Raw genomic sequence first — 23,814 nt, 5'->3', positions numbered from 1 at the left:
CAGTCACTTTTTCATTACCTCCAGACAGATATCGGCTACCGTTTGACTAGCGTCAGGTTGTCCCAGTTGGCGCGCTTTCTGCGCCATCTCTAGCAGCACCTGCCGGTCATTCAGCTGCTCTGTCAAAATATTGATCAGCCGGTCCCGATCCAGATCTTTCTGCTGCACCAGAATCGCAGCACCCGCTTCAGCCAGAAACCGGGCATTTCCCGTCTGATGGTCATCCACCGCAAAGGGAAAAGGCACCAGTACAGACGCAACCCCGGCAATGCTCAGCTCGCTGACTGTCAATGCGCCTGACCGACATAACACCAGATCAGCCCAGCCGTAAGCTTCATCCATCCGTTCAATGAAGGGCACCACCCGGATCGTCTCCCGCTCTGCAAGTCCTGCCGCCTGATACAGCGACTGAGTCTGCGACAGATTCCGTTTACCCACCTGGTGCAAAACCTCCAGCTCACAGCTATCTGGTAGCTGGCTTAATACGGCGGGAAGTAACTCATTGATGGCGGTCGCCCCCAGGCTGCCCCCCACCACCAGCAATCGAACAGGCCCCTGGCGTCCCTCAAAGCGCTGTTCGGGTGCGGGCAGATTGAGAATATCGCCGCGCACCGGATTACCCACAACGGTGGTTGTAAATTTGCCGCGAAATGCGCCGCCAAACGCTTCAAGCACCCGCCGGGCCATCCGCGCCAGAATTTTATTGGTCATTCCGGCACAGGCATTCTGCTCATGCACCACAACCGGAACCCCGGTCAACCAGGCTGCCAGCCCCCCGGGCCCCGAAGCAAAACCTCCCATCCCCAACACCATGTCAGGTTTAACCCGGCGTAACACAGCCAACGCCTGATACAAAGCATGGAGCAACCGCAAGGGTGCCATCAGTAAGCTTAACTTCCCCTTACCCCGCAAACCTTTTACATCGATACAGTGCAAACGGATATCCGCGGCAGGAACAACATCGGCTTCAATACCCGCTGCAGTCCCCAGCCACTCGACAGACACTCCTTGCTGGCGAAGACAGTCAGCAGTCGCCAGCGCGGGAAACACATGGCCACCGGTGCCGCCTGCCATAATCAGTACTGTGCGGTTATTTTTCATCATCAGCGCCCGCTGTCTTTTTTCGCTGTTTTGTTGTGGCCGGAGCCGGAGCATCTGCCAACAACCTTTTCAGTTCGTAATCAACCCGCATCACGATAGCGATCATGACGCAGCTGACCACCAGGCTACTGCCGCCGTAGCTCACCAGTGGCAGGGTCAGTCCCTTGGTTGGCAAGGCCCCCACATTAACTCCGATATTGATCAGCGCCTGACCTGTCAGCATGATGGCGAAGCCATAGGCGATATAGGCCATAAAAAACTGCTGTAGTTTTTCCGCTCTGCGGCCAATACGAAACATACGCACGGCGATCAGGCCGTAAAGACATACCACCAGCAGCGCAAACACCAGCCCCATCTCCTCGGCGAGAACGGAGAACACAAAATCGGTATGCGCTTCAGGCAGATAGAACAGCTTCTGAACGCTGTTGCCCAGACCTTCGCCAAACCAGTCGCCCCGGCCAAAAGCGATCTGCGCCTGCGCCAGTTGATAGCCGGAACCAAACGGATCAGCCCAGGGATCAAGGAAGGTTTTCAGACGCACCACCCGGTAGGGCTGAAGCATCGCCAGTGAGGGGATCACAACGGCACAACCGATCACAATCAGGGCAAACTGACTGAACTTCATCCCGCCAAGAAAGATCATCCCCATAACACTGCCCATCAATACCACAGCGGCACCGAAGTCTGGCTCAAGAATCATCAGAAAGACAAAAAAAGCCAGTGGCAGCGCAGGCTTGGCAATCCCCTTCCAGCTGCTTCTGACCTCGGTCAGTCGCCGCACCAGATAACCGGCCAGATAGATCACCATGGCAAACTTGGCCACCTCTGATGCCTGCAGGTTTACCGGCCCCAGAGAGATCCAGCGAACCGAACCGTTAATCTCCCGGCCCACCGCCAGCACCAGTACCAGCAATACAAAACCTACCAGCAACAACCAGGGGCCACTGCGCTGCCAGAAGCTGATTGGAATTCGCAGTACAACAATCGCCGCTGCAAGCCCCAACAGAATAAAAACACCATGGCGAATCATATAGAAGAACGGATTATTGTTACGTACCGCAGCCACCTCAATCGAGGCGGAACTGATCATCACGAAGCCTATCAGGATCAGGCAGAGTACCGCGCTGACAAACAGCGGATCGAATGGCAACACCCGGTTACGGGCAGTGACTGGGGCAGTGGTGGCCATACTCATAGTGCCTCCACCGACTCAATAAAGGCATCACCCCGGGCCGGAAAACCGCTGAACATATCAAAGCTGGCACAGGCCGGAGACAGCAGCACGATATCACCGGGCCGGGCCAGACGGGCAGCCAGTGAAACCGCCTCCGGCATCGTGGCAGCGTACTGCCCGGGCAGGCAACTGACCGCCTGATCGATCAGCCCACCATCCTTTCCGATCAGCACCAACGCCCGCCCCGCTTGCTGCAACGGTTGGTTCAGATCACTAAAATCAGCCCCTTTGCCAACGCCACCAGCAATCAGCACAATTTTATTACCTGGGGTCAGGGTTGCCGCCAGCCCGTTAATGGCTGCGACCGTGGCCCCCACGTTGGTGCCTTTACTGTCATTAAAAAAGGCCACGCCGCCCTTATCATCAACCCACTGACAGCGATGTTTCAGGCCGGTAAAGTTTTTCAGGGTTTGCAACATCGATAGCAGCGGGATACCGGCCGCCTCTCCCAGCGCCAGCGACGCCAGTGCATTGGCGATATTGTGTTGCCCCTGAATTTTCAGTTCACTGATCGCCAGCAAGGGTTTCAGGCCCCGGGCCAGATACAACTCACCCTGCTGCTCCAGTAAACCAAACTGGTTAAGATCGGGGCGGCCCAGGCCAAAACTGGATACTTTAACTCCACTGCTCACCAGGGGGGATGTCAGTGGGTCATCACGATTAACAATAACGTTTGCAGCACCCTTAAATATACGGTGCTTCGCCTGGTAATACTGTTGCAGGCTGTTGTTGTAACGGTCCAGATGATCGGGACTGACATTGAGCACCGTTGCCGCCGCAGCCCGCAGGTCATTGACGGTTTCCAGCTGAAAACTGGATAGCTCCAGAACATAGAGCTGCTGTTCGCCTCCTTCCAGCATATCCAGTACCGGCGTCCCCAGATTACCTCCGATACCAGCATCAATACCCGCATCCAGCGCCATCTGACCGACCAGAGTGGTCACGGTGCTCTTGGCATTGGAACCTGTAATCGCAATGATCGGAGCAGTAACCGCCTGACAGAAAAGATCGATATCACCACTGAGTTTAACCCCGGCGGCAACGGCAGCCTGAATAGCGGGCTGATCCTTGGCAACGCCCGGGCTCAGCAGAATTTCGCCCGCCCGGCACAACAGTTGCTGATCCAGTGGGCCGCAATGCAACTCTGTCGCTGGGAACTCTGAGCGAATCAGGTCAAGATTGGGCGGCACATCACGGGTATCAACCAGAACAAACGGAACACCTTTGCGTGTCAGATAACGGGCGCAGGACAGCCCGGTCTGTCCAAGACCGATAATAATCCGCAGTTGATCTGTTGCTATCAGGCTCACAATCGCTCCGTTAACGTATTTTCAGGGTCGCCAGTCCGATCAGAACCAGCACCACAGTAATAATCCAGAACCGCACAATAACGCGGGGTTCCGGCCAGCCTTTCAGTTCAAAATGGTGATGCAGCGGCGCCATGCGAAAGATCCGCCGTCCGGTCAGCTTGAATGATGCTACCTGGAGAATCACCGATACCGTCTCAATGACAAACACGCCGCCCATAATCAGCAGCACCAGCTCCTGACGAACAATAACGGCGATAACACCGAGCGCAGCCCCCAGCGCCAGCGCGCCCACATCCCCCATGAACACCTGAGCAGGATAGGCGTTAAACCAGAGAAACCCGAGGCCGGCCCCGACAATTGAACCACAGATAATAATCAACTCACCGGAACCCGCGATGTAGGGTATATGCAGATAGTTGGCAAAGTTGACGTTCCCCCCCAGATAGGCAAAGAACCCCAGCGCACCGGCAACCAGCACGGTGGGCAAAATGGCCAGGCCATCCAGGCCATCGGTCAGGTTGACTGCATTGGAAGTCCCCACAATGACAAAGTAAGTGAAGACGATAAAGAACAGCCCCATCTCAATGGCGACATCTTTAAAGATCGGGATAATCAGTTGTGTCTCTGCAGGCCCATGGGCAGTTACATAAAGCACGATGGCGGCCCCCAGGCCACCAACCGATTGCCAGAAATATTTCCAGCGCGCTGGTAATCCCCGCGAACTCTTCTCGATCACCATCCGGTAATCATCGACCCAGCCAACAGCGCCAAAGATAAAGGTCACACCCAGAACGATCCAGGTGTATCGGTTACTCAGATCGGACCACAGCAGGCTACTGATCATGATCGCCAGAATAATCAGCGCGCCACCCATTGTCGGCGTTCCCGCCTTGCTGAAGTGGGATTCCGGACCATCACTACGTACCGTCTGACCAATCTGCTTGCTTTTCAGCTTGCGGATCAGCGCAGGCCCCAGCAACAGCGAGATCGCCAGTGCCGTCAGCACGCCAAGAATTCCGCGCAACGTCAGATAGCTGAATACGGAGAAAAAACTGTTATATTCAGCCAGCCAGTTGGCCAGAAGCAATAACATCAGTGACTACCCCCATCGGTAGAGCCTGTATTCGCCAGGCCAGTTACAATTTGATCCATCCCCGCACTGCGGGAGCCTTTTACCAGAATAATGCGCTGACGCGGTGGTAGCTGTTGCAGATAGCTGAGCAGAGCGGCTTTATCCGCGAAGTGTTCTGCTTTTTTGCCTCCGGCGGTACTAAAGCCTGCATGAGTCGCGGTGCTGAGGGCGCCGCAAGTCAACAGCAGGTCGATTGGCCGGGTTGCCGCAAACGCTCCCAGTTGCCGGTGCTGTTCCTCTGCGCCGTCACCCAGCTCCCCCATATCACCCAGCACCACTACCTTTTCACCGTTCAGTTCTGACAGTGTATTGAGTGCCGCCTTCACCGCATCAGGGTTGGCGTTATAGCTGTCATCAATAATCAGGGTGGAGCCGTCTGACTGAATCGGACGCATCCGCCCCGCAACGGCCTGGCATTGCCCCAGTCCCTGCGCTGCAGTTTCAGGCGGGCAGCCGTCGGCCAGTACTGCAGCCGCTGCTGCCAGCGCGTTGGCGATATTGTGCCGCCCCATTACCGCCAGACTGACCGGATACTGCTGCCCCTGATAGTTCAGTTTGAAGGCATAACAGCCGTTGCCCTGTAAGCAGATATCTGAGGCAAACACAGACGCCTCACTGCGCTCTACCGAAAAGGTCATCAGCGGCTGCTGTTGCAACATGCCCAGCCAGATATCAGCGTGGGGATCATCCAGATTAACCACTGCCGTGCCGCTGTCAGATAGCCCTTCGAAAATTTCCGCTTTCGCCAGCACCACGCCTCTGAGGGAGCCAAACCCTTCCAGGTGAGCACCAAAGGCATTATTCAGAATCGCCACATCCGGTCGGGTCAGCTGGGTGCTATAGGCGATCTCATGGGCACCACTGGCGCCCATCTCAATCACCCCATAACGGTCACCGGCCGACAGCCTTAACAGCGTCAGAGGAACACCGATATCGTTGTTCAGATTGCCCTGGGTTGCCAGAGTCTGTCCCCGCAGCCGGTTGATAGACGCGAGCATCTCTTTTACTGTGGTTTTGCCACTACTACCGGTCACAGCAAACATCGAACCGCTGAACCGTTGACGGTTATAAGCGGCGATATTACCCAGCGCCATGCGGGTATTACTGACCACCAACTGAGGCACATCAACATCGACCTCATGCTCAACCACCACCGCAACCGCCCCCTCAGCGACTGCCTGTTTTACAAAGTTGTGGGCGTCAAAGTGTTCACCCCGTAAGGCAATAAAAAGATCACCGCTGCCAATATGGCGTGTATCAGTGCTCACCCCCAGCACCTCGCAGCTTCCGCCAATCAGGCGGGCTGACAGTGCTGGCGCCAGCTCACTCAGACTGAACGGACCGTTCATTGGGAACGCCCCTGTTTAGCTGCCCGCATTACTAATGCCTCTCTGGCAACCGCCAGGTCATCGAACGGCATCTTCACCCCTTGTATATCCTGATAGTTCTCATGCCCTTTTCCGGCGATCAATAAAATATCGTCTGGCTGCAGCGCCGCAATCGCCTGTTCAATGGCCCGTTTGCGGTCAGTTTCAGAGGACACAGAGGCGCTGCGGCTAAAACCTGCCATAATCATTTGTATAATCTGCTGCGGATCTTCTGTACGGGGATTATCACTGGTGACCACAATACAGTCAGCCAGTCGCTCCGCTACCTGTGCCATCTGCGCTCTTTTACCGGTATCCCGGTCACCGCCGCAGCCAAACACACAGCAGAGCCGCCCCTGACAATGATTCCGCAGTGCTTCAAGGGCTTTTTCCAGCGCATCCGGCGTGTGGGCATAATCCACTACCACCAGAGGTGTCTGGCGGGATACCCGTTGCATCCGTCCAGCCACCGGTGTCAGGTGCTGCAACGCACGTTCAATCTGCTGCTGCGGATAACCCATCTGCTCAGTAATAGCGATGGCCAGCAACAGGTTACTCAGATTGAAGCGGCCGATCAGACCCGTATCCAGAGCAAAGGTTCCCCTTGCGGTCTCAATCCGGGCGATAATTCCGCTGGCCGACAGTACCACTCCGGTGGCTCGTACTTCCGCCCGTTCAGACTCGCCAAAACCGATCCGGTCCTGCCCATCTTTACGGGCCAGAATCGTTGCGCCGAAAGCGTCATCGGCATTCACCACCTGATGATCAATCTCCATCTCGAAAAACAACCGGGCTTTTGCTGCCCCGTAGCTGTCCATATCACCGTGGTAATCCAGATGGTCCCGCGACAGATTAGTAAAGCCTGCCGCATTGAAGTGCACCCCGCTGATCCGCTGCTGATCCAGTGCATGACTGGATACCTCCATAACCACAGCCGTTGCACCACTATCCCGCAGTTCTGCCAGCAGGCGATGCACACCAATAGCATCCGGCGTGGTATGGGTTGACTCCCTGAGTTGCCCCAGCAAACCATTACCCACGGTCCCTATCAGGCCACATACCTCGCCACAGCCCTGCAGCAACTGGGCGATATAGTGCGCGCTGGAGGTTTTACCGTTGGTGCCGGTGACACCCACCACCCGCATATGAAGAGAGGGTTCCCCAAAGAAACGTGAAGCTACCTCGCCAATCAGTGCCGCGACATCCGTCACACCGATCAGCGGGATAGTCACATCAATAGAGTCCGCTGCAGCCAGTTCTGCGTCATCAACAATCGCAGCAACTGCCCCTTCTGCTGCAGCGGAGCAAACAAAATCGATCCCTTTATGGCTCACACCATTACGGGCAAAAAACAGATCACCCGGTTTCACCTGACGGCTATCCTGACAGATACCGCCGATCTCCAGCTGTGCCAGATCACTACCGGCCAGTTGTGGCAACAACTCAACCAGATGAAAACTGACCCGGCTCATTTCATCACCATCTGCGTGTGCACTGGCTGCCAGTTATCCGGTGCCACATTCAACATGCGCAGAGCGCCACCGACCACCCGCGAAAACAGAGGTGCGGCCACTTCACCACCGTAGTACTCCTGCCCTTTCGGATTATCCACCATCACCACCGCCACGATTTCAGGATTATCCACCGGCGCGACACCGGCAAAAATGGAAACATACTGATCATCCGCATAGCCGCCGGTGCCAACTTTATGCACAGTCCCGGTCTTGCCCGCTACCCGATATCCGTCGATGGCAGCCCGGCGTCCGGTACCACCAGCCTGAGTAACGGTTTCCATCATCTCCAGCACTTCCCGTGCAACCTTTTCCGGCATCACCCGGGTGCCGGGCTCGGGCCGGTCAAGTTTCAGCAGCGATACATGGCGCACCAGCCCACCGGTGGCGAACGGCAGATACGCCTGCGCCAGCTGCAACGGGGTTACAGAGAGACCGTAGCCATAAGCCATCGTGGCACGCTCAACCTTCTGCCGTTCGGACAAATAGGGTAATACGCCCGGCTGTTCTCCAGGAAAACCGGTACCCGGTACCTGTCCCAGCCCGACATTCTGAAAAACATTCCGCACAGCATCCCCGTGCATACTCAGCGCCAGCTTCGTCACCCCAACGTTACTGGATTTAGTAATAATCCGGCCCAGATCCAGCTCACCATAGTTTCGGTGGTCACGGATCGTGTTGCCCTTCACCCGGATATAACCAGGCGAGGTATCAATCACACTGTCAGGGGTATACTTACCACTCATCAATGCCGCCGCGATCGTCAGCGGTTTCATGGTAGACCCCGGCTCAAAGGTGTCGGTCACCGCCCGGTTACGCAGCGACTTCATATCACTGCCGAGGTTGCTGCGATCATTCGGGTTGTAAGAGGGCTGATTGACCATCGCCAGCACTTCACCGGTATGCACATCAAGCACTACCATCGCCGCTGAATCTGCTTTATGGGCCTGCACCGCAGCTTTCAGCTCCCGATATGCCAGATACTGCAACCGCAGATCGATACTCAGCTGCAGATCTTTACCCTGCACCATCGGTTCCAGCTCGCGGATATGTTTAACCGTCCGGCCGAGCAGATCCCGCATCACCAGTTTTTTACCCGGTACACCCTGTAACCAGTCCTCAAACGCCAGTTCAATGCCTTCCTGGCCAACCCCATCAACACTGGTAAAGCCCACCAGATGCGTGGCAACCTCTGCAGCAGGGTAGAAGCGTTTATATTCGCGGTCTACATAGACGCCAGGCATGTGCAGATCTTCAATCTGCTCCGCCTGAGCAGGCGTCATCTGACGTTTCAGATAGATGAACTGCTTATCACGGAACTGCGCTACCCGCTTCAGCAGGTCGGATTTAGTACTGTCGATCAGGGTCGCCAGTTTATTGATCGAGGCGTTATGCAGGTCAAACTCTTTAGGATTCATCCACACCGTTGAGACAGGCGCACTGACCGACAACGGCAGACCGTTGCGATCACTGATCATCCCCCGATGCGCCGGAATCACCGCAGTACGCAGAACCCGGGCATCCCCCTGTTGCTTCAGAAACGCTTGCTCCTGCACATTCAGTGACAGCATCTTACCCGCCACCGCAGCCGCGATCAGCAACAGCAGCAAAAACACCAGCCATAAGCGCCAGCCCCTTGCAGCACGAGCTTGAAAGTCCTGCTCATCGCTCATCTCTGATCACCTCAACCTGCTCAGGAATATGCATTCCCAGGCGTTTAATTGCCACTGACTCAACCCGGTTATTCGCGGCCAGAGTCCCCTGTTCAAGTAGTAGTTGCCCCCATTCAACCTGCAACTCATCCCACTGCTGTACCAGCTCCTGCTGCTGGTTAAATAAGATCCGGTACTGATGTGCCGACCAGATCACCATCAACGATGACACTACTACCAGAGCGATCATGCAGAACACCATCAGCGCCGGCTTAACCAGCTCGACAGGCGCTATCACATCATCAATCGGTTGCTCATCCCGGGCTCTCAGCCATCCAGGCAGTGTCACTCCCAGTTTCATCGTACTTTTTTCGCTACCCGCATAACGGCACTGCGTGAGCGAGGATTATCCGACACCTCTTCCCGCCCGGCTTTCACCGCTTTACCCACCGCTTTCAGGCGGATATTCAACATATCATCGGTCACCGGAATACCCGGCGGCAGATGCTCATCGCCCTTGACATACTTACGGATAAATCGCTTTACAATCCGGTCTTCCAGAGAGTGAAAGCTGATCACTACCAGTCGCCCACCGGGTTTTAATACTTCCAACGCCTGATCGAGACAGTCTTCCAGGTCTTCCAGCTCCCGGTTAATAAAGATCCGGATCCCCTGAAAAGCGCGGGTGGCCGGGTTTTTCCCTTTTTCCCATGCGGGGTTAGCCTCTGTAATAATTTTCGCCAGCCGGCCGGTGGTCACGATCGGTTCCTGCTCCCGCTCATTCACAATAGCCCGGGCCATCCGTCTGGAGTGACGTTCCTCACCGTAGGTATAGAGCACATCAGCAATCTCTTTCTCTGCGGCATGCGCAAGCCACTCGGCCACGCTCTCTCCCACATCCGGGTTCATCCGCATATCCAGCGGACCATCAGCCATAAAGCTGAACCCCCGGTTCGGATCATCAAGCTGAGGAGATGAAACCCCCAGATCCAGCAATACACCATCGACTTTTCCCGCCAGCTCGCGCTGACGAACAAACGCCTCCAGCTGAGCAAATGACCCTCGTTCAATACTGAAACGCGGGTCATCACCAAATCGTTCTGCAGCGCAGGCTATCGCTTCAGGATCCTTATCAATCCCCATCAGTTGTCCCTGCGCAGACAAGCGACTCAATACCAGTGCAGAATGACCACCCCGTCCAAAGGTGCCATCGATATAAAAGCCATCCGGATCATCGACCAGGGTATCCACAGCCTCATTCAGCAGTACTGTGATATGTTTAAACTCTGCACTCATGTGCTAACCCCTGTCGGTTTAAAGTGATAAATTCTGTAACTCTTGCGGCAGTTCAGCACCGCCATCAACCTCTGCCAGATACTCCTCGCGGGTTGCCAGCCAACGCGTTTCGCTCCAGATCTCAAACTTATTCCCCTGCCCCAGCAACACAATCTTCTTATCAAGCTCTGCGTATTCCCGCAGTGGAGCAGGCAACAGCAACCGGCCATTGCCATCCATATCCAGATCGGTTGCATGACCAATCAGCAAGCGCTGAATACGCCGCGCCGCGGGGTTAAAACTGGGAAGTGCTTCAATCTTTTCCTGAATCTCTTCCCATTCAGCCAGGGGATAAAGCAGCAGACAGCGTTCCTCGGTGTCAATCGTTGCAACCAGTTGCCCACCGCAATGCTCCGTGATCTTGTCACGGTAGCGTGCCGGTATGGCCATACGGCCCTTGGCATCCAGATTGATTGGATTGACACCCCGAAATACCAAAAAAACTCACTCCTTAACCAAAACTGCCCACAATTACCCACAATTACCCACTAACGCACACTATAGAAATTAACCTACAGGTTTGCAAGGGAGAAACTCCCCGAAACAAGCTTATAAATCGACGGATTATTAGTGAGGCAAATACAGAAAAGCGGACAGCGAAAGCGCCGGATAAAAACCGTTTGAATAACAGAGAGTTAAAAAATTGAACGCCTACTAATCACAAACAAGATCACTGGCAAGATGAAAAAAAAGAAATCAACAGGATACACAACAGGTCAACGCTAAAAATGCAGAATCGAGGGCAATCATTCATCATATGAAAAACATGTAGAGCCCGCCGATAAGCCCTGAGCTTTTTTGAGAGCTGTCGTGGACAATCATTCACTGTATGAAAAAATGCAGAACTCGCCGATAAGTCCTGAGCTTTTTTTGAGAGTTGTCGTGGACAATCATTCACTGTATGAAAAAATGCAGAACTCGCCGATAAGCCCTGAGCTTTTCTTGAGAGTTGTCGTGGACAATCATTCACTGTATGAAAAAATGCAGAACTCGCCGATAAGTCCTGAGCTTTTTTTGAGAGCTGTCGTGGACAATCATTCATCGCATGAAAAGATGCAGAACTCGCCGATAAGTCCTGAGCTTTTTTGGAGAGTTGTCGTGGACAATCATTCATCATATGAAAAACATGCAAAGCTCACCGATAAGCCCTGAGCTTTTATTAAAGATTGTAGAGTTCGCCGATAAGTCCTGAGCTTTTTTTGAGAGTTGTCGTGGACAATCATTCATCATATGAAAAACATGCAAAGCTCACCGATAAGTCCTGAGCTTTTATTAAAGATTGTAGAGTTCGCCGATAAGCCGGGTTTTGTCGTGGACAATCATTCATCTAGGACCTGCGTCGCCACAGGTCTCAAGCGACCTACCCGAATCCAGCATGGGCCATGCCTTAAGGATTCCTATTTGGTCTTGCTCCAGGTGGGGTTTACCTTGCCGTAACGTGTTACCACGTACGCGGTGCGCTCTTACCGCACCCTTTCACCCTTACCGGCTTCCTGTAAACAGGAAACGTAGGCGGTCTTCTCTCTGCTGCACTAGCCGTAGGCTTACGCCCCCCAGGCATTACCTGGCACCCTGCCCTATGGAGCCCGGACTTTCCTCCCCTCCCATACGGGAGCAGCGATTGTCTGGCGAACTCTACGGCGCACAGGATACCAGCAAGGCCGCCATAAGCAAGCAGAACCATAACCCCGGAGAGTATTATTTTCGATCCAGCGCAGCCTGGTAGATCACTTTCTTTTTAATCCCCGTGATTCTGGCCGCCAGCGCACTGGCCTGCTTAACAGAAAGCTCTTCCAACAGGATATCAAGCACCTCACTACTACGGGGATCAAGCAGACCCGCATCCTGTTGCGGTGCCCCCTCCACCATGACCACAAACTCTCCTTTTCGCTGATTCGGATCGGCCTCTACCTGCGCCAGAACCTCAGCCGCAGAGCCGTTGATAAAGGTTTCAAACGTCTTCGTCAGCTCCCTGGCGATCACCACAGGACGACCGGCCCCAAAAGCTGCCACGATATCCGCCAGGCTATCCACAATCCGATGGGGCGACTCGTAAAACACCAGGGTCCGGTTCTCGCCCGCCAGTGCAGTAAAAAAATTCAGCCGCTGCTGAGACTTAGCTGGCGGAAAGCCCTCAAAAATAAAACGGTCAGACGGCACACCTGAGGCACACAACGCCGCAATCAGGGCACAACACCCCGGCAGCGGCACAACACTGAATCCAGCAGCCCGGACCTCACGTACCAGAATAAAGCCGGGATCTGATATCAGCGGCGTCCCCGCATCAGAAATCAGCGCGATATCACTCCCCTGCTGCAACTTTTCAATAATTTTTTGCTGCTGCTGGCGTTCATTATGGTCATGAACTGCTATCATCGGCGTTTTGATATTAAAATGTGACAGCAAACGACCACTATGGCGGGTATCTTCAGCCGCAATTAATGCAACCGACTCCAGTATACGGAGCGCGCGCGGCGTCATATCTTCTAAATTGCCAATCGGCGTTGCGACTACATACAAAACTGCTTCGGACATCGGTATTCGAGCCATTTATTAATTCAGGATGTGAAAGTATATGACGTTTCCAAGCCGCCTGTCTCTGGTACTGACCGCCAGCATGGTACTTTTTCTGCACGGCTGCGGTTCCCAACAGGGCAATATTACAACACAGATATCGGGCGACCCGATGCAGCAGGTTGCAGAACTGATCCAGCAAGCGGAAACAGCCGCTCCGGTAAAAAGTGCCCAGCTCAAGGCGGAGGCCGCCCGTATTCTTATCATGCAGGAGCGGCAGGAGGAGGCTTCTCGTCTGCTGGATGAGATCGACATGTCGATCCTGACACCCGCCCTGCAGTTCGAGATATCTGAACTGAAAGCCCGCACAGCACTGGCGCAGCAGGATGGCCAGAGCGCGCTGCGTTATTTGCAACAACTACCTCCCGAAACCACCAGAAACCTGCCTCCTGAACAGCAATATCAGATAGGCGAGATGCAGGCTGACGCTTACCATTATCAGCAAAACACCCTCAGCGAACTTCAGCAACTGATACAGCTGAGCAGCTACAGTCCCGCAGATAAAGCCCAGGCCCTGCATAACCGGATCTGGACCCTGCTTACCCAGATACCAACAGAGCAACTCAAACAACTGAGCCAGCGTCCAGACAACAGCTATTATCAACAGGGTTGGTATGAACTTGCCCTGAGCGCCATGAACGCGCAGGATCTGAGCCAGCAGAACAAACAGATGCAGCAATGGGAGATTCTGTGGCAATCACATCCGGCCCAGCAGACACCACCAGAAGCGCTTCAGGCGGTCACCGCGGCTGACACCCTCAGCGCCGAGCATATTGCCCTCTATCTGCCCATGAGTGGTAGCCTGGAAAAGCCGGCTGAAGCGATCTCCACAGGGTTTATGACCGCCTACTACAATGCGGTAAAAGCTGGCAGAACCCACGCCAGAATCACCCTGCTCGATTCCACCAGAATCACCTCCCCTGAACAACTTTACCTGGTAGCAGCAGAGAAAGGAGTCGACCTGATTATCGGCCCACTGGAAAAAGAGATGGTTGAAAGCCTGCTCAATTACGGCCCAGCCCCCATCCCGACACTGACACTGAACACCGTGCCAGGCAGCCAGCAAGCCAATGTATATCAGTTCGGCCTTGCCATTGAAGATGAAGCCATTCAGGCTGCCAACCAGGCCTGGCAGGACCAGAAAAAACAGGTACTGATCTACACCCCCGATACCGACTGGGGCGAACGCTCCGCCATCGCTTTCAAACAGCAGTTTATGGCTCTGGGCGGCACCATCCTTGATAGCTACACCTACGGCAACAATGCCAACTATTCAGAGCAGATTGCAACACTGCTGGGTACGGAAAAAAGCATCGAACGGGATAACCAGCTAACCCGAATCATCGGAGAACGCCCTGAGTTTGAGAGTCGCAGACGTCAGGATGTCGATGCCATATTCCTGTCAGCACTGCCGCAATCCGCGCGACAGATCAAACCCACCCTGGCATTTCATTACGCTGGCAACATACCCGTTTATGCCACCTCTCAGATCTACTCAGGAGCAGAGTCCCCCATTGAAGATCAGGATCTGAACGGCATCCGTTTTGTCGCAACCCCCTGGCTAAGCGCGCCTCCTTCCTCAGCCCACCTACAGCTGGCACAGCTGCGAGACAACACCAACAGCCGCTTTGGTCGCCTCTACGCCCTGGGCATTGACGCGTTTAACCTGTTCCCCTACCTGGCTCAACTGTCGGCATCACCATCCGCCATCATTGAGGGCGAAACCGGAACACTTTCCATAGGCGCAAACAATCAGATTGTACGCACCCTGAACTGGGTCACCTTTCAGCAGGGCATCGCGCAGCCGATAAACGAAAGCAACTAAACAGAGTTAGCAATGGACAGACAACAGATCGGCAGGGACGCCGAACAAAGAGCACTCGACTTTCTCAGGAAAAACGGCCTGAAGCTGATCAACAGAAACTACCAATGCCGCTTCGGCGAGATCGATCTCATTATGCGAGACCGTAAACAACTGGTATTTGTTGAGGTTCGCAGCCGGCGTCACAGCAACTGGGGCGGCGCCGGTCTCTCTGTTGATTATCACAAACAGAAGAAATTAATAAAAACAGCCAGTTACTATCTCAGCCAGCAGAAAAGCGGTAACCTGCCTGTATGCCGCTTTGATGTGATAGCATTTGAAGCGAATCGGGATAACGGGAGTGGAGATTCCTGCCCCATATGGTATAAAGACGCCTTCAGACCTGAAGCCACTTTCTGACAGGAGCACCGATGGTACTTCAAGACCGAGTTATTAGCCTGTTCCATCACAGCATGGAGGTTAATGCCCAAACCATCGAAGAATACACACCACTGATCTCTCATGCCGGAGAGCTGTTGCTCAGCTGTCTGATGTCTGAAAATAAGATCCTCTGCTGCGGCAATGGCGGCAGCGCTGCACTATCGCAACACTTCAGCAGCCTGCTGATGAACCAGTTTCGTCACGAGCGCCCGGGATTGCCAGCCATCTCCCTCAGTGCCGACGGTTCAGCGCTGACCGGCATCGCACACGATGGCCAGTTTAATGAGATCTTCTCAAAGCAGATCCGCGCGCTCGGCCAGCCTGGCGATCTGCTATTGATCCTGTCAAACGACGGTCGGGCAGCCAATCTGGTACAGGCCATTCAGGCGGCCCATGATCGTGATATGCTGGTCATTGCTCTGACCGGGGGAACTAATAACAGCATTCACTCTCTATTACTCCCGGACGAGGTCGAATTTTGCGTCCCTGCAGATGACCCGGCGCTTATATTCGGCGCCCAGACACTCATCCTGCATGCCCTGTGCGACCTGATAGATTATCAACTTTTTGGCGGAGAATAATTGATGAAACGGATAGCGATACTGATCCTGGCAGGCCTTCTAAGCAGCGGCTGCTCTACGGTTGTCAGCAGCTTAAAAGAGGAACCCATAAAAGAGGATCCCACCGACCGTACCACCGGCAGTTTTGTCGATGATGAACTGATTGAGATTAAATCCAACGTCAATATCAGCAAAGGCTCAGTAGAGCTCAGCAGCAGTCATGTCAACGTTACCAGTTTTAACGGCATCGTTCTGCTTACCGGACAGGTTGCTACCGAAGAAAGCCGTATGGAAGCCGAGCAGATAGTCAGCCAGGTGCGCAAAATCCGCCGCATCCACAATGAACTGACCGTCACCAGCCCCACTTCAACCCTGACCCGCGCCAGCGATGTCTGGATTACCGCCAAGATCAAAGCCAATATGATCGGCGACAAACAGGTTGATGCCACCCAGATCAAGGTTGTCACCGAAAACGGCGTCGTCTATCTGATGGGCCTGGTAACCCGCGCCCAGGCAGATAATGCAATCAGGATCGTGCGCGGCGTCAATGGCATTCAAAAGATCGTTAAGATCTTTGAGTATATCGATTAAGGGCTGATGCCCTCTTGTAAGAGCCCCGCTAGCATGCCCTCTGGGTACCCGGGGCGATGAAACTATCAGATGACACCAGTTTCAATAATCGCCGCGAGGGCGCGCCTCCCACAATAGCAATATGCAACAGCAACACACGTGGGAGCGACGCTAGCATGCCCTCTGGGTATCCGGGGCGATAAAATCTATCGCGGCTGGAAGCCACTCCTACAATACATTCCACCTCGTAGGAGCCCCATCCTGGGGCGATAAAAACATTGCTGCTGGTACCCGGCTGCTAAGAGCACAGGGTAAATTTATTTAAAAAGCTTCTCTGTGGATCTCTGTGTCCTCTGTGGTAAAAGCTCTTCTTTAAAATCTTATCGCCCCGGGACGGGGCTCCTACAACACATCACACTCCGCAGGAGCCCCGTTAGCATACCCTCTGGGTACCCGGGGCGATAAACAAGCGCAGCGTTCGGACATCAAACCTCGACTCTTACTTAACCACCTTCAACGAAGGCCGCTTATTCGGCGTAGGTGATTCCGGCGGTGTAGGATCATTATCAGGCTCATTGTTGTGCAGGGCCTCTACGCCTGGCTCGGCACCAAACCCCATCCCCTGTCCGTTTTCACGGGCATAGATCGCCATAACCGCGGCCATCGGGGCAAACACATTCATGGGTACTCCGCCAAAACGGGCATTGAAACTGACGGCATCGTTCTCAATCAACAACCCTTGCACAGCGCTGGGAGCGATATTGAGAACGATCTGACCATCACTGATAAACTGCTGAGGAACCATCACCCCCTGAATCTCAGCATCAACCACCAGATGCGGCGTCCAGCCACTATCCAGAATCCACTCATTCAACGCACGAAGAAGATATCCACGACTTGATTGCATTTCACACTCCCAAAAAAAAGGATGAGTAACAACTCATCCTTTAGTCATTATTTGCGACCGAAAATCAGTCGCGCATTTCGCGCTCTTCTTCGGACAGACTGATCTGGAATGCCTCGCGCTCGAACAGGCGATTCATATACTTAATCAGATCTTTACACTGCGCTTCCGGCAACTCAACACCGAGAACTTCCAGACGCCACAGCAATGGAGCGATACAGCAGTCTACCAGAGTAAACTCTTCGCTCATGAAGTAGTCTTTTTCACCAAAGATAGGCGACACAGCAACCAGGCTATCACGCAGCGCTTTACGGGCTTCATCCGCTTCATCTGCATCATCAGCGGTCAGAATGACATCCGCCAGCGAGCACCAGTCGCGCTGAATACGGTACATATACAGACGACTTTCAGCACGTGCAACAGGATAAACAGGCAGCAGCGGTGGATGAGGAAAACGCTCATCCAGATATTCCATCATCACATTTGGCTCATACAATACCAGCTCACGATCCAGAAGGGTCGGCAGGTTATTGTACGGATTCAGTGACGCCAGATCCTCAGGCAAATTGTTAGGATCACAATCATTTATCTCAACTGCAACACCTTTTTCTGCCAGAACGATACGTACCCGATGGCTGTAATGATCATTACCATCGGAGTAAAAAGTCATAGAAGAACGCTTGGCCACTACACCCATTAAATCACCCCGTTTCACATGTTGCATAAAAAAAATATACGCGGACCAACTTTATTGGACCGCGTATCGGTATTACTGACCAGCAGACGTTTAGTGCACGTCTTTCCAGTATTCTTTCTTCAGCGCGTAAGCAAAGAAGAAGAAGATAAACAGGAAGATCAGTACTTTATAACCAATTGCCTGTGACTCCAGCTTAACAGGGTTACCCATATAAGACATGAAGTTCACCAGATCATAGATCGTTTTGTCGAACTCTTCTTCAGAAAGGGAGCCCTTCTCAGCTACGCTCAGACAACCACCCATCTCCAGTCCGGTCAGAGGATCGATAGTCTTCTCGTGATGAGCCATCTCCTCTTTAGTGCAGTGATTTACCTGCAGCCCCTGAAGGCCCTCAAGAATGTTCGGCATACCTACATCCGGGAAGACAACGTTGTTGACACCCCAGGGACGCGCAGGATCCTTGTAGAAGCTACGCAGATAGGTATAAACCCAATCCTCACCACGCAGACGCGTTTCCAGCGTCAGATCTGGTGGCGGGTTACCAAACCAGGCAGCTGCATCAGCCTTTGGCATAGCGATAGTCATCTGCTCACCGACCTTAGAGTCACCAAAGATCAGGTTCTGCTGAACCAGCTCATTTGGAATACCCAGATCGGTTGCTGCACGCTCATAACGCTGATAGTTAGCAGAGTGACAACCCATGCAGTAGTTGACAAAGGTCTTCATACCACGCTGCAGTGACTCTTTATTGGTTGGGTCTGGAGACATCTTGTCCAGGTGAACCCCACCGGTATTCGCACTGGCAACTACAGGCACCAGTACCAACATGATTGCGATAAAAAACTTTTTCATTAGCCTGTCACCCTTTCCGGTACCGGTTTAGTGCTTTCCATTCTGGTGTAGAACGGCATCAGGAAGAAGTATGCGAAATACAGTGCAGTACAGATCTGCGCGACCAGAGTACGGCCCGGAGAAGAAGGAACAACCCCCAGATAACCCAGAATCACGAAGCTGATCGCAAAGATAACCAGCATCACCTTGCTAATCCAGCCTTTGTAACGCATGGATTTAACCGGACTACGATCCAGCCATGGCAGAACAAACAGGATAGCAATCGCACCACCCATCACCACAACGCCCGGGAACTGAGATGCCGCAATTGGCGGAATCGCACGCAACATGGCGTAAAACGGCGTGAAGTACCATACCGGCGCAATGTGCGGCGGAGTCTTCAGCGGGTTAGCAGGCTCAAAGTTAGGCTGTTCGATAAAGTAGCCGCCCATCTCCGGGAAGAAGAAGATGATCAGGCAGAATACGAACAGGAAGACCACAACACCGACAATATCTTTAACGGTGTAGTAAGGGTGGAATGGGATACCGTCCAGCGGCACGCCGTTCTCATCTTTCTTCTCTTTAATTTCGATACCATCCGGGTTATTAGAACCCACTTCGTGCAGCGCAATAATGTGCATGACAACCAGCCCCAACAGGACGATTGGCAGTGCCACAACGTGCAGCGAGAAGAAACGGTTCAGGGTAATACCAGAAATCAGGTAGTCACCACGAATCCACTCAGCCAGATCAGGGCCAATAACAGGTACTGCAGAGAACAGAGATACGATTACCTGAGCCCCCCAGTAAGACATCTGTCCCCATGGCAGCAGGTAGCCCATGAAGGCTTCAGCCATCAGCGCCAGATAGATCGTCATACCGAAGATCCATACCAGCTCGCGTGGCTTACGGTAAGAACCGTACAGCAGACCACGGAACATATGCAGGTAAACAACCGCAAAGAATGCAGATGCACCGGTAGAGTGCATATAGCGCAGCAACCAGCCGTAATCCACATCCCGCATAATATATTCAACAGAAGCAAAAGCGCCCTCTGCGGTTGGGTTATAGCTCATTGTCAGCCAGATACCGGTCAGCAGTTGGTTAACCAGAACCAACAGTGCCAGTGAACCGAAGAAATACCAGAAGTTAAAGTTCTTCGGAGCATAGTATTTTGCTAAGTGATCATCCCACATCGCCGTCAGCGGGAAACGATCATCGATCCAGCCCATGAAGCCTGGATTTCCTTTATTACGTGCGCCAGCCATTATGCAGTCTCCTGATCCACACCAACGATGATCACATTGTCGCTCTCATAATAATGAGGCGGAATCACCAGGTTCTTAGGTGCCGGAACACCCTTCATTACACGACCAGACAGGTCAAAACGGGAACCGTGACATGGGCAGTAGAAACCACCAACCCAGTCTTCACCCAGATCTTCCGGCGCAATTTCAGGACGGTAAGTCGGAGAACACCCCAGATGGGTACAGATACCAACCATGACAGCGATATCATCGCGCAAAGCACGAGCATCGGTGTGTGGTATATAGTCAGGCTGCTGTGGCACTTCTGACTTAGGATCAGCCAGTTTGTCATCCAGCTTAGCCAGGTTAGCCAGGGCTTCCGGACCACGACGGACAATCCATACTGGCTTGCCGCGCCACTTGACGATCATCTGCTGACCATCTTCCAGCTTGCTGATATCAGCTTTAACCGGAGCGCCAGCGGTTTTCGCCTTTGCACTCGGATTCCATGAAGCCACGAACGGAACTGCAGCTCCTACGGCACCCACTGCCCCAACAGCAGAGGTGGCACCGATCAGGAGACGTCGCCGCCCCTTATTCACGCCGTCATTACTCATTAAGATTATCTCCCCTCACTCAACCTTTGACCCCTGCGCTATTGCAGCGCAACAATTTTCCGGTTGCTCAGTAATGAATACCGAATTAACGGATTTTTAAAATGGCACAAATAGTAATGAAATTCACCCCTTCTTACAAGGCTAATTCCAGCCAAAACCGCCTTTTTACGCCTATAGTCGACTGACTCTTGACCTCATCCCGCAGCAGCACAAAGGAAAGCAAAAAAAACGCCCGGACCATTTCTGGCACGGGCGTTTCTCTGGGCGATACAGATATTGTATCGCAGCGAATTAACGCTTGGAGAACTGTGGCTTCTTACGTGCTTTACGCAGACCCACTTTCTTACGTTCAACTTCACGTGCATCGCGGGTAACAAAACCAGCGGCACGCAGTTCTGAACGCAGAGTTTCATCATATTCCATCAGCGCACGGGTAATACCGTGACGGATCGCACCAGCCTGACCGAAGCCACCACCGCCTTTAACGGTAATGTAAACATCAAACTTTTCAGTGTTACCTGTCAGCTCCAGAGGCTGACGAACGATCATGCGAGCAGTTTCGCGACCGAAGTAAACATCAAGTTCACGCTGGTTAACGGTAATTTTACCTGTACCTGGACGCAGGAATACGCGTGCAGTTGAGGACTTACGACGGCCTGTGCCGTAATACTGAGTTGAAGACATATTGACCTGCCCCTTAGACGTTCAGTTCTTGTGGCTGTTGAGCCGCATGCGGATGTTCTGCACCAGCGTACACTTTCATCTTAGTGTACATAGCACGACCCAGGGGACCTTTAGGTAGCATACCTTTAACGGCCAGTTCGATGGTGCGTGTTGGATGAGTTTCAACCATCTTCTCGAAAGAAGTTTCACGCAGACCACCTGGGTAACCAGTGTGGCGATAGTACATTTTGTCCTTACGCTTATTACCGGTTACGTTAACTTTTTCAGCATTGATAACGATGATGTAATCACCAGTATCAACGTGAGGAGTGTATTCTGCTTTATGCTTGCCACGCAGGCGACGAGCGATTTCAGTAGCCATACGACCCAGAGTTTTACCCTCAGCGTCGATAACATACCAGTCGCGTTTAACCTCTGCAGGCTTGGCGCTAAATGTAGTCATGATAAATTTACCTATACATCAGTCTGATCCCGCTATAACAATACGTTAACGATGATCGACGACCTTATAATTATTGGTTGCAAACCGCAGTTCACAACGTCAAAAATCCCCGGACCTATCCGAAGGAGCGCGGATTATACTGCAAGTTAAAAAAGATGCCAATAAAAAAACAGTTGTTAGTTGTTAGAACGCGACTACGTCGCTTGCTAGACGCAAAGCTCCGCTTTGCTTGCTAGATGTAGAAAAAGAAAAAACAAAACCTGAAATTTCACTTGGGAGCAACATCAGCACACTACAGGCCTTCCCGTCGCACTTAACTGAAAAGCCCAAACACAACTGCGGCCTTCAATGACACACAAAACAAGCCTTTACAGGTAATGTTCTTTTCTAGCAAGTCGCGCAGCAACGTCTAACCCCCAGCAAGCGGCGAAGCCGCGTCTGACAACTGCTCTTAAGCCCGATGCTCTTTCGCCAGATATTCGTGAGATTGCATCTCTAGCAGTCGACTCTGAGTACGCTGTATTTCAAACTCCAGCCGGCCTTCGCTGTAGATTTCATGGATCGATTTTTCCGCCGAGAGAATCAGCTTGACCCCACTGTCATAAAACTCATCCACCAGATTGACGAAACGGCGGGCGGCATCATCGTTTGTACGCCCCAGTTGAGGCACATTACTGATCAGCACCGCATGGAAGATCTTACCCAGCTCGATATAGTCATTCTGACTGCGCGGCCCTTCACACAACTCCTTAAAATCAAACCAGACCACATCCTCACAACAGCGACGCGCTTTGATACCGCGACCATTGATCTCCAGAGTGCAACCTTCCACTACCTCCTGAAGGTCCGGTGCCAGACTCTCAAAGCTTGAGTTCAGACTCAGATCGGCAGCCGCATCAAGCGGATAGTGGTAGAGTTCAGCCTGTTCCAGAGTACGCAGACGGTAATCAACACCACTATCAACATTCACCACCTCGGTATACTTATTCAGCATATCGATTGCTGGCAGAAAACGCGCTCGTTGCAGGCCGTTCTCGTACAGCCCGTCAGGCACGATATTCGAAGTGGCCACCAGCGACACTCCGTTTTTAAACAACTCTTCCAGCAGACCACCGAGAATCATTGCATCGGTAATATCAGTAACAAAGAACTCATCGAAACAGATAATCTGAAACTCACTGGCATACTTCTTACCGATGGCCACCAGCGGGTTGGATGTGCCATCCAGCAGCTTCAGCTCTTTATGCACCCGCTGCATAAAACGGTGAAAATGGGTCCGCTCTTTATTTTCAAACGGCAGACTGTCATAAAAGGTATCCATCAGATAGGTTTTACCCCGCCCGACGCCGCCCCAGAAATATAATCCCTTTACCGGCTCAACCTGCGTTTTTTTCAGCTTAGTGGATAGCCGCCCCATCAACCCCTTAGGTTTTGGCTGAACCTGCTTAGCCACCAGATCATCATAAAGACGCTGCAGATGCTTTACCGCCAGCTCCTGAGCCGCATCATAGGAGAAATCTTCACGTTCAAGATCTTTTTTATAACGATCAATAGGGGTCATACCGAAACCGTACCATTCAAACTAGTTCTGATTTAAAGAGGTAAAAGAAGGTTGGGCACTTTACTCCCAGCCCACGGGTTTTGCAACGCAACAAAGGGATAAGAGCCGGGGTCCGCGGTCCGAACGCTACGTTTCTCCGAGGTCAGGAAGAGCATAAAGCACTTTTCACCGCCGAGAACACTAAGGGAAGATATTTAATTTGTTATTGCTCACTGGTGCTCTCTGAATCACGGACAAGCAATC

The 23,814-nt window shown here is 52.8% G+C and carries 23 protein-coding genes and 1 other RNA gene; 4 read left to right on the top strand and 20 right to left on the bottom strand.

Translation table 11 applies throughout. The annotated features are described in order from the left end of the window. Window positions 1–3 precede the first annotated feature (3 nt). The 12 genes from murG to rsmI form a co-directional block, all read right to left on the bottom strand. Window positions 4–1,104, bottom strand: a complete 1,101-nt coding sequence (gene murG / locus OCU43_RS05245; RefSeq protein ID WP_091362090.1) for an undecaprenyldiphospho-muramoylpentapeptide beta-N-acetylglucosaminyltransferase — start codon at window positions 1,102–1,104, stop codon at window positions 4–6. After that, window positions 1,091–2,296: a putative lipid II flippase FtsW gene (ftsW, locus tag OCU43_RS05240; RefSeq protein WP_091362089.1), complete on the bottom strand. Its 1,206-nt coding sequence runs from the start codon at window positions 2,294–2,296 to the stop codon at window positions 1,091–1,093. Before ftsW ends, murG begins: the two co-directional genes overlap by 14 nt. Next, a complete protein-coding gene (gene murD, locus OCU43_RS05235) occupies window positions 2,293–3,645 on the bottom strand; it encodes a UDP-N-acetylmuramoyl-L-alanine--D-glutamate ligase (RefSeq protein WP_091362088.1) in 1,353 nt (450 codons plus the stop codon). Before murD ends, ftsW begins: the two co-directional genes overlap by 4 nt. 10 nt (window positions 3,646–3,655) lie before the next feature. Beyond that, a complete protein-coding gene (gene mraY / locus OCU43_RS05230; protein WP_091362087.1) occupies window positions 3,656–4,738 on the bottom strand; it encodes a phospho-N-acetylmuramoyl-pentapeptide-transferase in 1,083 nt (360 codons plus the stop codon). Continuing rightward, window positions 4,738–6,126 carry a UDP-N-acetylmuramoyl-tripeptide--D-alanyl-D-alanine ligase gene (locus OCU43_RS05225; RefSeq protein WP_091362086.1) on the bottom strand — a complete coding sequence of 463 codons (1,389 nt, stop codon included), beginning with the start codon at window positions 6,124–6,126 and terminating at the stop codon, window positions 4,738–4,740. The genes mraY and OCU43_RS05225 overlap by 1 nt, the downstream gene beginning before the upstream one ends. Continuing rightward, the gene (locus OCU43_RS05220; RefSeq protein WP_091362085.1) at window positions 6,123–7,616 is read right to left on the bottom strand and encodes a UDP-N-acetylmuramoyl-L-alanyl-D-glutamate--2,6-diaminopimelate ligase; all 1,494 of its coding nucleotides are present in this window, start codon (window positions 7,614–7,616) and stop codon (window positions 6,123–6,125) included. Before OCU43_RS05220 ends, OCU43_RS05225 begins: the two co-directional genes overlap by 4 nt. Continuing rightward, window positions 7,613–9,328, bottom strand: coding sequence for a peptidoglycan D,D-transpeptidase FtsI family protein (locus OCU43_RS05215; RefSeq protein ID WP_091362084.1), 1,716 nt, complete (start codon window positions 9,326–9,328; stop codon window positions 7,613–7,615). The genes OCU43_RS05220 and OCU43_RS05215 overlap by 4 nt, the downstream gene beginning before the upstream one ends. After that, complete coding sequence (gene ftsL, locus OCU43_RS05210) at window positions 9,318–9,668, bottom strand: cell division protein FtsL (RefSeq protein WP_091362083.1); 351 nt, start codon at window positions 9,666–9,668, stop codon at window positions 9,318–9,320. The genes OCU43_RS05215 and ftsL overlap by 11 nt, the downstream gene beginning before the upstream one ends. Continuing rightward, window positions 9,665–10,603, bottom strand: a complete 939-nt coding sequence (rsmH, locus tag OCU43_RS05205) for a 16S rRNA (cytosine(1402)-N(4))-methyltransferase RsmH (RefSeq protein ID WP_091362082.1) — start codon at window positions 10,601–10,603, stop codon at window positions 9,665–9,667. The genes ftsL and rsmH overlap by 4 nt, the downstream gene beginning before the upstream one ends. A gap of 18 nt (window positions 10,604–10,621) precedes the next feature. Further along, on the bottom strand, window positions 10,622–11,080 hold the full coding sequence (gene mraZ / locus OCU43_RS05200; RefSeq protein WP_091362081.1) for a division/cell wall cluster transcriptional repressor MraZ: 459 nt from the start codon (window positions 11,078–11,080) through the stop codon (window positions 10,622–10,624). Between the two features lie 841 nt (window positions 11,081–11,921). Further along, window positions 11,922–12,279, bottom strand: an RNA gene (gene rnpB / locus OCU43_RS05195) — RNase P RNA component class A. A gap of 61 nt (window positions 12,280–12,340) precedes the next feature. After that, on the bottom strand, window positions 12,341–13,177 hold the full coding sequence (rsmI, locus tag OCU43_RS05190) for a 16S rRNA (cytidine(1402)-2'-O)-methyltransferase (protein WP_091362080.1): 837 nt from the start codon (window positions 13,175–13,177) through the stop codon (window positions 12,341–12,343). A 40-nt stretch (window positions 13,178–13,217) separates the two neighbouring features. Between rsmI and OCU43_RS05185 the strand changes: the two genes are divergently transcribed. The 4 genes from OCU43_RS05185 to OCU43_RS05170 are packed head-to-tail and all read left to right on the top strand — an operon-like array spanning window position 13,218 to window position 16,609. After that, the gene (locus OCU43_RS05185; protein ID WP_091362079.1) at window positions 13,218–15,041 is read left to right on the top strand and encodes a penicillin-binding protein activator; all 1,824 of its coding nucleotides are present in this window, start codon (window positions 13,218–13,220) and stop codon (window positions 15,039–15,041) included. Between the two features lie 12 nt (window positions 15,042–15,053). Continuing rightward, window positions 15,054–15,437: a YraN family protein gene (locus OCU43_RS05180; protein WP_091362078.1), complete on the top strand. Its 384-nt coding sequence runs from the start codon at window positions 15,054–15,056 to the stop codon at window positions 15,435–15,437. Window positions 15,438–15,448: 11 nt separating this feature from the next. Then, entirely contained in the window at window positions 15,449–16,039 is a 591-nt protein-coding gene (locus OCU43_RS05175) for an SIS domain-containing protein (protein ID WP_091362077.1), read from the top strand. A 3-nt stretch (window positions 16,040–16,042) separates the two neighbouring features. Beyond that, window positions 16,043–16,609: a BON domain-containing protein gene (locus OCU43_RS05170; protein ID WP_091362076.1), complete on the top strand. Its 567-nt coding sequence runs from the start codon at window positions 16,043–16,045 to the stop codon at window positions 16,607–16,609. A gap of 478 nt (window positions 16,610–17,087) precedes the next feature. On the opposite strand, the gene OCU43_RS05165 is transcribed toward OCU43_RS05170, so the two are convergent. The 8 genes from OCU43_RS05165 to zapE all read right to left on the bottom strand — a co-directional run bounded on the left by OCU43_RS05165 (window position 17,088) and on the right by zapE (window position 23,571). Then, a complete protein-coding gene (locus OCU43_RS05165) occupies window positions 17,088–17,495 on the bottom strand; it encodes a ClpXP protease specificity-enhancing factor (protein WP_091362074.1) in 408 nt (135 codons plus the stop codon). Between the two features lie 64 nt (window positions 17,496–17,559). Beyond that, on the bottom strand, window positions 17,560–18,189 hold the full coding sequence (sspA, locus tag OCU43_RS05160) for a stringent starvation protein SspA (protein WP_091362072.1): 630 nt from the start codon (window positions 18,187–18,189) through the stop codon (window positions 17,560–17,562). A gap of 90 nt (window positions 18,190–18,279) precedes the next feature. Beyond that, window positions 18,280–19,041, bottom strand: a complete 762-nt coding sequence (locus OCU43_RS05155; protein WP_091362071.1) for a cytochrome c1 — start codon at window positions 19,039–19,041, stop codon at window positions 18,280–18,282. Continuing rightward, window positions 19,041–20,288, bottom strand: coding sequence for a cytochrome b (locus OCU43_RS05150; RefSeq protein WP_091362069.1), 1,248 nt, complete (start codon window positions 20,286–20,288; stop codon window positions 19,041–19,043). Before OCU43_RS05150 ends, OCU43_RS05155 begins: the two co-directional genes overlap by 1 nt. Continuing rightward, on the bottom strand, window positions 20,288–20,884 hold the full coding sequence (gene petA, locus OCU43_RS05145; RefSeq protein ID WP_091362068.1) for a ubiquinol-cytochrome c reductase iron-sulfur subunit: 597 nt from the start codon (window positions 20,882–20,884) through the stop codon (window positions 20,288–20,290). Before petA ends, OCU43_RS05150 begins: the two co-directional genes overlap by 1 nt. A 291-nt stretch (window positions 20,885–21,175) precedes the next feature. Further along, window positions 21,176–21,568 carry a 30S ribosomal protein S9 gene (gene rpsI, locus OCU43_RS05140; protein ID WP_091362066.1) on the bottom strand — a complete coding sequence of 131 codons (393 nt, stop codon included), beginning with the start codon at window positions 21,566–21,568 and terminating at the stop codon, window positions 21,176–21,178. Between the two features lie 13 nt (window positions 21,569–21,581). Then, window positions 21,582–22,010, bottom strand: coding sequence for a 50S ribosomal protein L13 (gene rplM, locus OCU43_RS05135; RefSeq protein ID WP_091362065.1), 429 nt, complete (start codon window positions 22,008–22,010; stop codon window positions 21,582–21,584). Between the two features lie 451 nt (window positions 22,011–22,461). Continuing rightward, window positions 22,462–23,571: a cell division protein ZapE gene (gene zapE, locus OCU43_RS05130; protein ID WP_091362062.1), complete on the bottom strand. Its 1,110-nt coding sequence runs from the start codon at window positions 23,569–23,571 to the stop codon at window positions 22,462–22,464. Window positions 23,572–23,814: the final 243 nt, after the last annotated feature.

Source organism: Amphritea atlantica (assembly GCF_024347255.1).
In the GTDB taxonomy this organism is placed as follows: domain Bacteria; phylum Pseudomonadota; class Gammaproteobacteria; order Pseudomonadales; family Balneatricaceae; genus Amphritea; species Amphritea atlantica.
The sequence above is the reverse complement of the archived record's forward strand: the minus strand, read 5'-3'. Positions and strand labels throughout refer to the sequence as shown.